The sequence below is a fragment of the Lentilactobacillus farraginis DSM 18382 = JCM 14108 genome (assembly GCF_000583655.1).
Classification (GTDB): Bacteria; Bacillota; Bacilli; order Lactobacillales; family Lactobacillaceae; genus Lentilactobacillus; species Lentilactobacillus farraginis.
Map to the genome: position 1 here is coordinate 1 of NZ_BAKI01000056.1, position 12,715 is coordinate 12,715.

25 protein-coding genes and 1 pseudogene are annotated in these 12,715 nt (G+C 36.8%); 8 read left to right on the forward strand and 18 right to left on the reverse strand.

The annotated features are described in order from the left end of the window. The 13 genes and pseudogenes from JCM14108_RS14150 to JCM14108_RS12620 form a co-directional block, all read right to left on the reverse strand. On the reverse strand, positions 1 to 789 hold a 789-nt coding region (locus JCM14108_RS14150), incomplete at its 3' end, for an LvrA C-terminal domain-related protein (protein ID WP_500778297.1). Between the two features lie 57 nt (positions 790 to 846). Beyond that, positions 847 to 1,056, reverse strand: coding sequence for a hypothetical protein (locus JCM14108_RS14865; protein ID WP_051996175.1), 210 nt, complete (start codon positions 1,054 to 1,056; stop codon positions 847 to 849). 144 nt (positions 1,057 to 1,200) lie between these two features. Next, positions 1,201 to 1,694 (reverse strand): annotated as a pseudogene (locus JCM14108_RS14615) (ERF family protein); the annotation flags it as partial. After that, positions 1,588 to 2,076 carry a siphovirus Gp157 family protein gene (locus JCM14108_RS12580; RefSeq protein ID WP_035181264.1) on the reverse strand — a complete coding sequence of 163 codons (489 nt, stop codon included), beginning with the start codon at positions 2,074 to 2,076 and terminating at the stop codon, positions 1,588 to 1,590. The pseudogene JCM14108_RS14615 and the gene JCM14108_RS12580, both read right to left, overlap by 107 nt. Beyond that, entirely contained in the window at positions 2,069 to 2,275 is a 207-nt protein-coding gene (locus JCM14108_RS12585; protein ID WP_035181265.1) for a hypothetical protein, read from the reverse strand. Before JCM14108_RS12585 ends, JCM14108_RS12580 begins: the two co-directional genes overlap by 8 nt. Then, on the reverse strand, positions 2,272 to 2,844 hold the full coding sequence (locus JCM14108_RS12590) for an NUMOD4 domain-containing protein (RefSeq protein ID WP_035181267.1): 573 nt from the start codon (positions 2,842 to 2,844) through the stop codon (positions 2,272 to 2,274). Before JCM14108_RS12590 ends, JCM14108_RS12585 begins: the two co-directional genes overlap by 4 nt. A gap of 222 nt (positions 2,845 to 3,066) precedes the next feature. Beyond that, a complete protein-coding gene (locus tag JCM14108_RS12595; RefSeq protein ID WP_051996180.1) occupies positions 3,067 to 3,315 on the reverse strand; it encodes a helix-turn-helix domain-containing protein in 249 nt (82 codons plus the stop codon). Next, positions 3,315 to 3,440 (reverse strand): hypothetical protein, encoded by a 126-nt coding sequence (locus tag JCM14108_RS15970; protein WP_268872161.1) that lies wholly within the window; start codon positions 3,438 to 3,440, stop codon positions 3,315 to 3,317. Before JCM14108_RS15970 ends, JCM14108_RS12595 begins: the two co-directional genes overlap by 1 nt. Next, on the reverse strand, positions 3,440 to 3,763 hold the full coding sequence (locus JCM14108_RS12600) for a hypothetical protein (RefSeq protein WP_035181268.1): 324 nt from the start codon (positions 3,761 to 3,763) through the stop codon (positions 3,440 to 3,442). The genes JCM14108_RS15970 and JCM14108_RS12600 overlap by 1 nt, the downstream gene beginning before the upstream one ends. 4 nt (positions 3,764 to 3,767) lie before the next feature. Further along, positions 3,768 to 4,289 carry a hypothetical protein gene (locus JCM14108_RS12605; protein WP_035181269.1) on the reverse strand — a complete coding sequence of 174 codons (522 nt, stop codon included), beginning with the start codon at positions 4,287 to 4,289 and terminating at the stop codon, positions 3,768 to 3,770. A 97-nt stretch (positions 4,290 to 4,386) separates the two neighbouring features. After that, complete coding sequence (locus JCM14108_RS12610; RefSeq protein ID WP_035181270.1) at positions 4,387 to 5,100, reverse strand: antA/AntB antirepressor family protein; 714 nt, start codon at positions 5,098 to 5,100, stop codon at positions 4,387 to 4,389. A 27-nt stretch (positions 5,101 to 5,127) separates the two neighbouring features. Next, complete coding sequence (locus tag JCM14108_RS12615) at positions 5,128 to 5,421, reverse strand: hypothetical protein (protein ID WP_035181271.1); 294 nt, start codon at positions 5,419 to 5,421, stop codon at positions 5,128 to 5,130. Next, the gene (locus JCM14108_RS12620) at positions 5,421 to 5,681 is read right to left on the reverse strand and encodes a helix-turn-helix transcriptional regulator (protein ID WP_051996182.1); all 261 of its coding nucleotides are present in this window, start codon (positions 5,679 to 5,681) and stop codon (positions 5,421 to 5,423) included. Before JCM14108_RS12620 ends, JCM14108_RS12615 begins: the two co-directional genes overlap by 1 nt. 132 nt (positions 5,682 to 5,813) lie before the next feature. Here JCM14108_RS12620 and JCM14108_RS14160 point away from each other — a divergent pair, with 132 nt between their 5' ends. Continuing rightward, entirely contained in the window at positions 5,814 to 6,347 is a 534-nt protein-coding gene (locus tag JCM14108_RS14160) for a helix-turn-helix domain-containing protein (RefSeq protein WP_051996184.1), read from the forward strand. Between the two features lie 362 nt (positions 6,348 to 6,709). Here the strand turns inward: JCM14108_RS14160 and JCM14108_RS12630 are convergent, their stop codons facing one another. The 3 genes from JCM14108_RS12630 to JCM14108_RS12635 are packed head-to-tail and all read right to left on the reverse strand — an operon-like array spanning position 6,710 to position 7,287. Continuing rightward, a complete protein-coding gene (locus tag JCM14108_RS12630) occupies positions 6,710 to 6,922 on the reverse strand; it encodes a hypothetical protein (RefSeq protein ID WP_035181273.1) in 213 nt (70 codons plus the stop codon). Then, positions 6,922 to 7,053, reverse strand: coding sequence for a hypothetical protein (locus JCM14108_RS15975; RefSeq protein WP_268872160.1), 132 nt, complete (start codon positions 7,051 to 7,053; stop codon positions 6,922 to 6,924). Before JCM14108_RS15975 ends, JCM14108_RS12630 begins: the two co-directional genes overlap by 1 nt. Next, positions 7,054 to 7,287, reverse strand: coding sequence for a hypothetical protein (locus JCM14108_RS12635; RefSeq protein ID WP_035181274.1), 234 nt, complete (start codon positions 7,285 to 7,287; stop codon positions 7,054 to 7,056). 287 nt (positions 7,288 to 7,574) lie between these two features. Here JCM14108_RS12635 and JCM14108_RS12640 point away from each other — a divergent pair, with 287 nt between their 5' ends. Further along, positions 7,575 to 7,856 carry a hypothetical protein gene (locus JCM14108_RS12640; RefSeq protein ID WP_035181275.1) on the forward strand — a complete coding sequence of 94 codons (282 nt, stop codon included), beginning with the start codon at positions 7,575 to 7,577 and terminating at the stop codon, positions 7,854 to 7,856. Here the strand turns inward: JCM14108_RS12640 and JCM14108_RS12645 are convergent, their stop codons facing one another. Both JCM14108_RS12645 and JCM14108_RS12650 read right to left on the reverse strand, forming a co-directional pair. Next, positions 7,857 to 8,054, reverse strand: coding sequence for a hypothetical protein (locus JCM14108_RS12645; protein WP_035181276.1), 198 nt, complete (start codon positions 8,052 to 8,054; stop codon positions 7,857 to 7,859). 452 nt (positions 8,055 to 8,506) lie between these two features. Further along, positions 8,507 to 8,761: a helix-turn-helix transcriptional regulator gene (locus JCM14108_RS12650; RefSeq protein WP_035181278.1), complete on the reverse strand. Its 255-nt coding sequence runs from the start codon at positions 8,759 to 8,761 to the stop codon at positions 8,507 to 8,509. Between the two features lie 165 nt (positions 8,762 to 8,926). On the opposite strand from JCM14108_RS12650, the gene JCM14108_RS12655 reads away from it, so the two are divergent. The 6 genes from JCM14108_RS12655 (at position 8,927) to JCM14108_RS12680 (ending at position 12,290) form a co-directional block, all read left to right on the forward strand. Beyond that, positions 8,927 to 9,319 carry a helix-turn-helix domain-containing protein gene (locus tag JCM14108_RS12655; protein ID WP_035181279.1) on the forward strand — a complete coding sequence of 131 codons (393 nt, stop codon included), beginning with the start codon at positions 8,927 to 8,929 and terminating at the stop codon, positions 9,317 to 9,319. Beyond that, positions 9,246 to 9,728, forward strand: coding sequence for an ImmA/IrrE family metallo-endopeptidase (locus JCM14108_RS12660; protein ID WP_051996186.1), 483 nt, complete (start codon positions 9,246 to 9,248; stop codon positions 9,726 to 9,728). Before JCM14108_RS12655 ends, JCM14108_RS12660 begins: the two co-directional genes overlap by 74 nt. A 127-nt stretch (positions 9,729 to 9,855) precedes the next feature. Beyond that, entirely contained in the window at positions 9,856 to 10,368 is a 513-nt protein-coding gene (locus JCM14108_RS12665) for a hypothetical protein (protein WP_035181281.1), read from the forward strand. Between the two features lie 190 nt (positions 10,369 to 10,558). Beyond that, positions 10,559 to 10,738 (forward strand): hypothetical protein, encoded by a 180-nt coding sequence (locus JCM14108_RS12670; RefSeq protein ID WP_051996188.1) that lies wholly within the window; start codon positions 10,559 to 10,561, stop codon positions 10,736 to 10,738. 53 nt (positions 10,739 to 10,791) lie between these two features. Further along, positions 10,792 to 11,436, forward strand: a complete 645-nt coding sequence (locus JCM14108_RS12675) for an NUMOD1 domain-containing DNA-binding protein (RefSeq protein ID WP_035181284.1) — start codon at positions 10,792 to 10,794, stop codon at positions 11,434 to 11,436. Between the two features lie 32 nt (positions 11,437 to 11,468). Next, positions 11,469 to 12,290, forward strand: coding sequence for a hypothetical protein (locus tag JCM14108_RS12680; RefSeq protein WP_051996189.1), 822 nt, complete (start codon positions 11,469 to 11,471; stop codon positions 12,288 to 12,290). The last annotated feature ends 425 nt before the right edge of the window (positions 12,291 to 12,715 follow it).

Sequence of the window (12,715 nt, forward strand, 5' to 3'; positions counted from 1 at the left end):
CGGATACTTGACTTGTAGCGCCTGGGTTGCCTGCTGGGCATCATGATCGTGTGTACTAAACGCCTGCATGATGTCAATTGAGCATTGTTCACCATCCGAGTAAACCGGCTTCTTTAAAACCGGTGGCTCAGGGGAATCTTCAGGGTAGTCATCTTCCCAACGGGCTTGATTAAACCAGGTACTGCCATAGGGCAAGTAATTCTTGTCTTTGACATGTTTACACAAGGCAACAATGCCGTCTTGGATCTGCTTATTAGTAACGCCACTCTTAATTGCTCGTTTGTAGGCGTTGAACGCTGGCTTTTTGCCTTTTTTTAGAGGGTACAATTTCCAAAGCTTTTCAAAATCTTCCGCAAGTTTCTTGCTTGCGGGTTTGCTTGTTTTTGTTTTGTTTAGTTTATGTTTATTTAATGCCACACTACTGTCTACACGGTTGTCTACACTACTGCCTACACTACTGTCTACACTATTGCCCACACTATATGTAGACAAATCGCTGTATAGCTTGGTAATACTGTATTCTGCGGCTTGGTTGCCTTTACGTGATTTCCAAGCAATTAAGCCTGCTTGCGCAAGTGCATTGCGTGCTTTGAAGAAGTTTGAGGATTTCGATGTGTCCTTCATTCCGGATTTCTGGCATAACACCGATGCGGCTACCGTAAATTTATCTGACCATGCTGTTTTATTGTTTATGGACATCAAAGCGAACCATAAAGCAATTTCAGATGAATTCAGTGGATTTATTTCGAGCCGATCATAGAATGCCTTAATCTGAATGATATAATTCATCGCGAATCCTCCTTTCTTTGTTAATTCCTACCCACCCACCACATAACTTGCTTAGCTTTATAAACCAGCAAATGATTTTTCAAATTCTTCATTCGACGATTTTTCATTAGCCTGCTGAATTTCCATTAACTCGGTATTCAGTTCTTTCTTCAGATACCCAGCATCCTGGGCGGAGATATTCTTAAAGCTTTTAACTTTAGCTTTGGCCATCGCATTTTTAGCAACAGCTTTTAAATCTTGATTGGAACGCTGACTAACATCTTCCATAAGCTGCTTAATTTCGCCCGTCTGGGCTTTCGTTGCTAGTCTTGGTGTTGTTGCTGGTTTTCGGCTTGGTGTTGTTGCTGGTTTTCGGCTTGCTGAGCGATTAGGTTGACTTGCTGGCTTAGACGGCCCTTGACTGGCAGCACTGCCATCATCATCAACATCACTTGAAATCCCAAACGCTGCGGATAAAGAATACCGACGAGCATAAGTTTCTGCTGATCCATATCCTTGGGCATCATTTTTCTTAACCGGCACATAAGCCGCTCAAACGCCATAAATTCACCACTTTTGTGCAGAATAATGGTTGAAATACCCACCCGACCATCTTCCGTAATCAGGGCTTGCGTGTAACTCAAGCCGTCCGGCAAAGCCTCGTCAATTGCCTTCTGAACACCTTCCAAAGCAACGTAGGTGGATTTAAAGAAGGGGTTCTCTTTATCCTTCTTCGGCTGTTTAACTGCCTTACGGAAGGCATACATCGCAGCCGCCAAATTCTTGATTGATTCACTCATTTTCATATCAATGCCCCCTTTACAGAATTTCCAGTTTTCTTGATGCTTCAATATGAGCACCTTTAATATCTTTACCGGCATTAATATCTTTTTTAATCTTCGCTTTATCAGGCTTAAAAGTGACATTTTTGACCATGTAATCAACCGGCAAATACTTTTCATCAACAATCACTTTATGTGACAATCGGCCAAAACCAATTCGATGGTTTGGGGTATGCAATTTTTTAATATCGTTATTGATTAAAACGTTTGAAACATAAGCCGATAAACTGTTAATTTTGTTTTGCTTTTGCTTTCTATCTTGTTGTAAAACTTTGATTTTCTCACTGTCCCAATCAACATCTTTTTGCAGTGAATCCATCCAGTTAGCAATATTGTCCAGTTTTACCGCAATTGAATCTTTAAGGCTGTCAATCGTGTCAGCAATCATTTCAGGATCTAAATCATCTCGACTTTGCAACTCATTCAAAGCACTCGTTAAATCATATAAAGTTTTAGAATTATCCATTTAGTTCACCCCGCATAGCTAGTAGTGCTTCTTTCTCCAAATCCAACGTCATGAAGCCAACAATTAAGCGGTCAGCATCGTTAACAGTTAAACTGTTGATTTCAGCTTCCTTCTCAAAAATTGTTTGTCGTTGTTCGGCAATTGTGTTAGTCCCATGGGAACGCTTAGCGACAAAGAATTTATTTTCATTTAAATTCATTTTTCTTCCTCCTTATAAAATTGCCATCGATAGCCATGATGCTTTCGACTTTTGTTTCTACAGCATTTAGAAATTTCGCTTTGATTAAAACCGTTTCTAGCCGCCTCTCGAGTTGATCTCCAAACTTTTATTAAGTGGCCATCCATTGTTAACTGCTTAACTGGTTTGGACATTCTTGCAGTGACTTCAACATTTAGTTTTCGACCAGTAAGGCTTTTAGACATCCTTTCGATACGAGTCCCATAAATCAAGTTGTATCTGCAAGCACACCACTCCAAATTGCTTGCATGATTGTCTGTCTTCACTTCATTTTTGTGATTAACCTGTGGTAAGCAATCAGGATTATTGATGAATGCCTTGGCAACTAATCGATGAATATATTTAGTGTGTGAAATTCCATTTCTAAAAAGGCGCGCCTGTAAATATCCAAATTTAGTTTTATTTGGTTTAAGAATTCGTACTTCCTTTTCTTTTAAACTCTTTACCCGGCCAAAACTACTGATCATGTATCTTGGAAACCCATCAATTTGTTTCCAAATTTCAGTCCCAGATTCCGGCCTGGTACTCATATTTCAATTCCTCCAATTCTTCGTCCGTGCCTTCCTCATACTCATCAGCTAATTCATCGTAGTAACGATCACTGTCAACGTAATTCATGTCGTAAGCCCCCTAACAGTCGTTGCAGAAACGTTCGTCTCGGTCTATACTTGATGTATAGAATGTTTTGAGATATGAACAATTTCTTCTTGGTCGCATCAGACAATTCCACTTGTCTGGTGCTTTTTTCTTTCTCAAAATTTGATTGGTTTGAGTAACTCATACGGTTCACACTCCAATGCTTTTGCTATTTTAGCTAATGTTTGAATGCTAATGTTCATAACTGGCTTATTCAAAATATTGGAGATCGTGTTTCTTGATAAGCCGGTTTCCTGACATAGCTTATTAATGCTTAATTTTTCATGTCGCATACGAATTGCAACGTTATCGCTAATGGTTTGTGCCAACTCCTTTAAATTCATCTTGCTTTGACCATTCGACATCAGTTGAACCACTCCTTCCAAAACTTTTTAGGATCTGTTTTCCATTGCGTATATAAAATCCCAATGCCGAAACCAACGGCACCAAAGATTAAATAATCCAACCATTCTGGTAGAATCCAAATCATTAGCTAATCTCCTCCTTTAACGACTTAGGCAATCGTTCAATTCCTGGCTTGCCGTGTCTATTCATATAATCTTTCCAGGCCTTACGAGCCTTCTCAGCATCCCAGAGGCGCTTAGTTCCCAAATCATTTTCAATTAACAGAAATTCGGGCGTATCAATCACTGATTTATAAAGGAAAGATGTTGACATGTGCGTCATGGCTGCCAGCCCCTTTACATCTAGCGTAACCGGACTAACACGTAAATTTTCTTTAACCGACTGTTCAATCTGTTGGTTAATTTGTGATAAAACATATTGACTAAGTTGATTTGAAAAGTCGTTCATTTGTCTAGCCCCCAAACTTTTGATTATATTCATCAACCAATTCTTTGATTTCTTCATCCGATAATCCGGCGAAAATCATTTTGGCGTATGTGTACTTTAATTCGGATCCTATCTCCTCAAACGAATCGCTGAAATGCTTGAGAAGAAAATCTGTTTGTTCTGTGGTACGCTGACTGGGATTCATGGCAATAATATAATCTGCTTGATTTTCTGAAGACTGTCGCTCATGTTCTTCCTTTTTCTGAGAAGCTTCATCAGCGTATAAGTCTTGCTGTAGGCTTGGATTATTCATTATTGAGGGAATTCCAAATTCGCTTCTGGAAGCACTAAATGCTAATGGCAACGACCACAGTTTTTGAACCAATGATTTTTTAACATCACGGGGAGCATTCCTTCGGCCAGCACGAATATTGCTTAGCTGACTTTCAGAAATATGGGCTTGTTCAGCAACTTCGGATCGATCCAGTGTATTTCTAAATTTATCCAAATCCAGCGTTAACTGCCTGGCAAATTTATTATCCTTCATTTTGATCATCTCCATTTTGAAAAAAGATTAATCGTCCTTTTCCATCTGATTTGGTAACTTTAACTTAAGGAGTTGAAGAGCAATGCTTCTAAGCTTCTTATTGTGTAACTGTCTGACTTAATTGCTTGATAATCAGCAGGGTTGCGGTTGATGGTACCCAGTTACGGATGTACCCATCAACGTTCTCAAAATCCTTTTCGCGAAGTTGAGCTCGTGTTTGAATTCCCGCAATCTGTTTGATGCCACCGTTAATATCTTTGTAAAGCTTGCTACGTTGCTTAGTAGTCAAAATCAAGTGATGTGTTTGAACATAGGTGTTAACAGCCCCACCGACAGCATGAGAAATATAGTTGTACTCTCCGGGAGTTAGAGGCTTGTTGTGTTCCAAATCCTTAACTCGGTTGTCAATTTGATTGATCTTCTTATTGTCTTCGTCGGCGTTTTGAAGTAACAACGTAATCTTTTCTTCGGGCGTTTGTGGTAAAGCGGTTTGCTTGGTTTTTTTCTCCATCGAAATGAAATATTGTCGAGCTTGCTTACCTCTGTCCGTTCTTTGAATCATGGACAATTCCTTTGCCATGTCCAAAGTCAAGGCATGATCTTTCATTTTTCGAGTTCCACCAAAAGCGGTATCGTCATGGACATTTTTGTCAAACACGGAAAAATCAACGTTTTCGGCAAATCCATATCCCATCATGCGATCAATCCACTTGGTGTATGGTGTTTCGACTTCAAGAAAGTCATGCAAGTCCCGACCGTCGACAGCAACGGAACCATCATTTTGTTTGAAGGTTTTAATTAGTTCATTCATTTAAATCATCCTTTCGTTCTTTGAAAACTAAACATCGAAGTATTCTTTATATTTCTCAAAGGCTTCACGCGCTTCTGGAACTTGTTCATCAGTCAACTTACGAATTTCTTTCAAGCCGAGCTTTAATTTGATTGCAACATTGACGGAATTTAAAATTTGCGACCAACTGAAACCAACCTTGCCGTACTTTTCATAAGCCCAATCGTGAATCTCTTGCTTCAGCGCTATAGCCTTCGGATTCCTTTGCTTAGCTAAAGTCTCGCGCACCCATGCCCGGTCCTCTTTTGGAAATACTTTGAGCTGTTCCTCTGTTACTTGCACTATTTGGCCACCTCTTCCTTGCGAATTTTTGCGTATCCAGCATCGAAAAAAATTTCATCAATTGTTAAATTCTTATCAATTTTATTTCGAAACAAAGTACGCATTTCGAGCTTTTCTTTATCATTAAATTGATTAATTCCTCGCTCCTTTGATGAGTACGTTGCAACTGTTACGCCAAGGTATTTAGCCATTTGTTTTTGAGTCATATGAGCCATATACCTAAATCCCGAAACTTTACCATATCCGCCTACTCGACGCATATTACCGCCTCCTTTCAATAACCTCAGAGGAAAGCTTAACTTTATAATACACGTATATTTACGTATGTCAATATATTTTTGTATTTTTACGTATATTGTTTGTTATACTATTCGTACTGGAGGTTTTAAATTATGAAATATTCAAATGAAGATAAGAAACAAATCGGAAAGCGAATCAAATCAATTCGTACCTCTCTAGGACTTACCATGTCGCAATTTGGAGATCGTGTTGCAGATGCTCCTCAAAGCATTGTGTCACGTTGGGAAAGTGGAAAATCAGTTCCCAGTGCTGAAAGGCTAAAAATAATTAGTAAGTTAGGACATACATCATCAGACTGGATATTGTATGGTTATGAAGAAAGCATTGATTCTATTAAAGAACTTATAAGCCTTTCTAAGAAATCCTCTGAAACTGACGGAGCCAATTCTCTTTTCGACTCATTAGTGACAGCAATTAAAAATTCGTCTGAGTCAAAAGAAGAAATTGAATTAATCAGTGCCATCATGCTCGACATATTCGTTATCCAAGCTCAATTTCAAAAGTTAAAGAAAGGTGAACTAAGTCCAGAAGATTATTCTTCTATACAAATGGATCAATTTGAGTCTATCAACAACAGTATTAGTGGATTGATGGACTTCTACACCCACCTTCCAAAATCAAAGTAATATTCTTCTTAATCTGTTCAGGATTAAATAGTTCTTCCATTACTTGGCTCCAAATCTATGCTTGGCCGATTATTGTTACCACGGTTGGTTGTTTGTTAACAGCCTGGTTAACGCCTAAGTAAAACCGTAATTGTTACTCCAATTAATATAACGATTACTGGATAAACAAGGGAAATTATCATCATATTGTTTTCGGTAAAATCATTAAATCTGTCACACAAACTGCCGAGTGTTTCTAGCAGATCGCGCCAAAACTCTTTGCGCATTACTTGGCCACCTCCTCTCCATTCAATAAATCTTCTGTTGACACTCCGTGAGCCACTAACCGTTAGTGGCTACAGGTATTGGAAAGAAAATATTCGTTAATCTTCAGATGAGGGATTCTTTTTTGAGAACCCCTTTCTATTTTCTGTTGTAAAAAATCCATAAGAGTCTTCGATTTCAACTACAAAGTAGTCATCATCAGTATCTATAGTTGTGTAATTGCTATGAAAGTCACCAAAAATTAGCGTCATCGTGTGCCCGTGGGGCTCCTTAACAACAATCTTTTTGCAGCGTTCGTTATCGTCTTTCATTACTTGGTCACCTCCTGATAAATAGTTTTGTTAAGTACAGTGTCACCTTGCCCCTCATTCGCAATAACTTTGAGTGTTTTGTTTAATTGGTCAAGCTCATCAATTAGGGCATCTGCTTGCTGTTCATTCATTTAATTCACCTCCTCATCTGGAAGCTTCAGGAAATTAGATTCGTATCGGAGAAGATCATACGCGTATTGCAGACTCCCGTATGCCTCTTCGTAGGTTAGATTGTTATCTTTTAAGAGCGAAGCAACTTGGGCCCCAATGTTCACTTCTGTTTCCATATCTGCAAGTACTTGGGGCTTATCCTCGTCTTTAAAATTTTGCAAAAAGTTATGAAGGACTTCTTCTTTTTCGCTCATGACATTTTATCCTTTCTTTACTTTCCGTTACAGATCGGGAAGTGCATTTAGAGATCGACGGTACTGAATAATATTTTCTAGAAGATACAAATGAATATTTTCTTTATCGATCAAAGCATCAACGGCGGTGATCACTTCTTTGAGCTTGGCTTCCCCTATCTCATTAGTGAGAAACTGCGTCTTGCATTTAATGCATCATGCTTTTTTAAAGCATCATCCATTTCTTCACCTCCTTTCGTTTCTTTAGTGGGATAATTGAGTTATTCCATTAAAGGTGGTGATAAAGTATGAAGCCTCAAGATGAAGTTCGATTAACTGTTCTTAAGAGCCTTAGTGGCAAAACCAATAAAGATCAAAAAGTGCTCAGCGATTTATTGGATTCTCTGTATAACAAATATTCAGAAAAGAACTGGGTTAATAATATTTTGATCTCAATGGATATTGAAAACGAAGGCTTGATTAACATCCAGTTCAGACAAGATGCAATGGGAAATCTATTAACTGGAATTCCTGGTGGAGCAGAACATTATTTAACTCCAGACGGCGAATACAAGCTTGAAAACCGGTAATTAATCTGGTTCGTTAATGAGAAAGGCTTTTCCTTGGTAGAGGGCATAAAGTCTTTCTTTTTCATATCCTTTAAATGGATCACTAGAAAACTTGTATTTATGTGGATTAAATAGGCTTTCAATGTCAGTCATACAGAGTGGAATTCGTTCATTGCCTTTCCAATAAAATACAACGCAGTCACTATTCTCTCTATTCATTTCCTCACCTCCTTTCGTTCCTGCCTGCTACTATAATGAATATGTTCAAATTCCTTAAAAGGATGTGATGCATTTTGTCACAATTTTTGAACATCTCTGTATCTCCTCAATTTCGATCCTAAAAGAGTGTCCTCCACCTCTCGTCCACTGTGCCGCAGTATAAAGGCAAAAAGCTTTCTGGACTGTTGAATTCGCACCGGAATGCAACAAGTTAATAAGGAGTGGTAAGGGTACTGCCCCGATTTAAGAGAGTGGTGAGTTTCTTTACCAGGATCAAAATTGTTTGACGGCAGTTCTGGGCGACGATACCAGAAAAATGTATGGTAGCCTTACATGCTGGAGATTAATCAATTTCGCAAGGCTTGAGTTGGTAAGGCAACTTGAGCCTTTTTGCATTATCTCTGGTTTCATCTGCTTACCTTCTAGGTGGAACGTTAAGAGTTTTTACATTTTCAACTTATAGAGGATTTTTCTTGGTTGTTTTTGATACTTAATGTATCAAAAGATGGTAAAAAAATATCAGGAAATAACTTTTCTACACTAAGTTGAAAAACTACGGAATATCTCGCAGCTAATTTAGTTCCTGGACTTCTATTACCATTTTCAATGCTCCTAACGCTAATTTCAGAAACGCCAAGCATTTCCGCCAATTCTTTTTGAGACCAATGATGCTTATTGCGAAGAATAGATAGTTTCTTCCTCTTCAAAATGAATTCACCTTCTTTCTGATACGTATCGTATCAACAGCTATTATAATACACGATACTTTTTGTATCGTCAATATATAAATTGATATTTTTTGTATCTTTTCAAATAATAGATACAATAAGTATCTATTATTTGATACAATTTATTTCGAAAGGGTGTTGTTAATGCCAGAAAGACAAATTGGTGAGCGTTTAAAGGCGCTTAGGTCTGAACTAAATAAAACACAGGAAGAAATTGCTAAATCTGTTGGCCTTTCAAGAGCTCAATATTCGCATTTTGAAAATAATAGAAACGAACCCGATTCTGGTACTTTAGTTAAATTAGCTAATTTTTATCAAGTTTCAACTGATTACCTTCTTGGAAACACAGTTGACAAGAATGGTCACACCCCTTCTTGGGCAACCGATAAAGACAAAAAAGACCTCAAGAAATTTCTTGAGGATAATGCTAACAGTATGACTTATGGGGGTGAGGGGTTAACTGATGAAGAACAGAAACAAGTTAGAAGAATCTTGGAAGGATTTTTCTGGGATAAGCAAAAAGACAAACACAAGTAATTCGATTCAAGAAGCGATTAAAACAGTTGCCTCAAAATATAACAGTGCGGATCCCTTTTATATATCGGAACAATTGAATATAGAGATTCAATGGGAATTCTTTGGAAAACATCCATTAGGGCAAACTATCTATTATCAGGATCTTCCATATATCTTATTAAACGAAGATATTCGTGATTCACCACAATGCTTTTTCACATGTGCTCATGAGTTAGGCCACATTATCTTACAGCCTAACCAAACTGGATATCAGACTGGTTATTTTAATCATGGCGTATGTGAGTATCAGGCTAACAAGTTTGCTACTGGTCTAATGGGATTACTTTATGTAGAAGAAAACGGATATGGGCCCGATAGCTATTATGATTTGGTGCACCAATATGGGTCACCCGTTGATATGCTAGACTGATTTGGAGGCGACGATAGGCTAAAAATTGTTTGGAAACTTATATAGATAAAAAATGAAATTAGACGCGAGCTTAAGTTGGCTTAATCTCCAACCAAAAAATAAATAATCAATATAAGGGGATATGTTTATGGATAAACACACGCGAGCATCTAATAGGTATCAAATTTTTCGAAGAGGGATTTTTCTCGGTAGCGTTATCGCTTATCCCGATTATGAAAATAGGGTTTTTTATACCGTTTCTAATTATCATCATGGTGCTCTTCGATTTACGAGTGGAGATATATTTGTAAATTATAGAAACACAAAATTTTACATTACAAATGTTGAAAAAATTAATTACAGCTATAAATTAACTTTTGAAACTGACGATGATCAGAATCGCTATAAGCGACCTCAAAGCTGGATTAATCTTATGTCTGTTAAAACTGCTTCTTTAAATGATTTAGAAAATCTAATCCCTTCTGTTAGCCGAAATGATCAATCCTTACTAATGGATTTAATTAGCAAATTGCAAAAATCTATTGCGGATAAATCTCCTCTAAACCAACATGAACTTATTCAATTTAAAGAATTGTTAAAGCGAAATAATTATATAGCTGCTAAATTAGCCGAGATATTGTTAAAATATTTAATCGAATGAATGGGAAGTGAATCGGATGAGCGTTAATAATTTTTGGCATGACAATTGGTGGCTAATTCTTTCTATTTGCATTGTTTTAACCGTTTTATTTATAGTTGCTCATTAATAAGTGGGCAACCGGGGCAGAAGCTCTTTTAAGGGTACTGACCGTTAATACTTTATTTTGGATTCTATCAGGGAGGTATTTACAATGCACCAAGGATTAATCATCGCTGGTTTATTGATAACCCTTATTGGAGTTATTGTGTACAAACAACACAGTAAATTTTCTCTCAAAGATCCATTTAAGCTTTTTGCTATATTTATTGGCATTTCCATCATCTTTTTAGGGGCTTGTATGATACTCTTAGGGTTGGATCCCCGTTTATAGAATGATTGTTTTTTTAAAATAATTTCGATAGGTAGTTAAGGAGCGATAGACTAATGAAACCTATTACATATCAAGGAAAGAAATTCTCATCTTATCAAAAAGCAGCTGATTATATTGGCATTACCAAACCAGGATTTTCAAAGCGTTTAAAAAAATATGAAGATGGTCAACTTACTTTAGATGAACTGTTTTCTCATGATAACTTTCATTTAACCAATCGGATTACTTATAAAGGCAAAGTTTTCCGAAATCATACTGAAGCAGCTAAATTTATCGGAATCACCCCAGTATCCTTTCACCGTCGATTTAAAAAATATCAGCTTGGTGAGTTATCACTAGACGAATTATTTCAACCATCCAATTATACTATCTATGAACTGCCTGAATATCATGGCAAACATTTTAAAAGTAAAAGTGAGGCTGCTAAATTTTTGGGAATTAGCCTCAATTCTTTTGCGAGACGTTTAAAATATTATCACGAAGGTAAATATGTATTAGATGACGTTTTTGCTACTAGTCCACATGAATTACAAATGAGACAAATAAAGGACACTTCACTGCATTATAAAGGACAACATTTTCACACTCAAATTGAAGCCAGCAAATACCTTGGAATCGCTCAATCTACTTTTTCAACACGATATCAAAAATACTTGGCAGGAAAAATTTCTTTAGATAGACTTTTTCAACACAAATAACTTTCTTAGATTACAACTGGAAGGGATACAGTATGAAGCCAATCGTTTATAAGGGAAAAACGTTTGTCAGTTACCGACAGGCTGCAAAATTTATTGATATATCTGCTATGGGATTCTCTAAGCGATATAAAAAATATCAATCTGGGCAATGTACATTAGAAGAATTATTCAGTACCGACAAACACGATGCTAATAAAAAGTCTCTTACCTATCATGGTAAAACGTTTACTAGCTATCAGGAAGCCGCTCAAGCTATTGGCATTTCTAATGCTACTTTTTATCGAAGATTAAAGAAGTACCATGATCATCAAATAACTTTGGATGAACTCTTTTTATCGGCACACTACCGAGATTATAAACTGCCACCTTTTCATAAAAAAGTCTTTGAAAATGAGACTGACGCAGCTAATTATGTTGGTATTAGTCTAAATAGATTCTCTCAGAGATTAAAAAAATATGATAAGGGCCTTTATACTGTCGATGATTTATACTCTCGTAACTCTTCTTATTTACGTGCTAAAAATCTTAAAACTATTAAGTTGCATTATCAAGGTAAAACGTTCAATTCCTATAAAGCTGCTTATGACTATATCGGCATTTCTAGTTCTGCCTTCCAAAGTAGGCTCAAGAAATATTTAAATGGGGAATTTACAATTGAACAACTGTTTCGATCTCCCAAGCATTCACAAGGAAAAATGATTAAGTATCATCGACAAACCTTTTATTCTTATACAGAAGCCGCTAGCTTTATTGGTATTAGTCTTAGCGGCTTCCACAAGCGCTTACAAAAATATGCATCCAAAGATATAACTCTTGATGAATTGTTTCAACCTAAACTTCCTAAAGACAAATAAAAACTGCTGCTATGAATTTAGCAACAGTGCAGTGGATCAAAATAATACTATTGTGAAATATATTGTGTTTGGTGAAGGTAACTAGACATCCCCGTAATTTAATGATAACCATTAATATTTTTTCAGCAATAGGGTTAACAATTATTTTACATGACAGCAATGAAAATTAAACCAACGGTGTTAACAATTAATTGATTAGTGTCCTAATCGGCCGGCGTTAGTAAATTGAGGCGACAAAGTCAAGTGCTAAAATATAATTACTAAATAATATCTGTTTTTGGTAATATTTTTAATACCTCTTGCGTTAGTTGGAAGTTAGATGTTGACATTAAAGAAGCCCACACATCAACACAAGCCCTAATCACAAATTGATTAGAACTTTCAAATTTAGATTCACCAACAACAGTTAACGAACAACCAAAAAA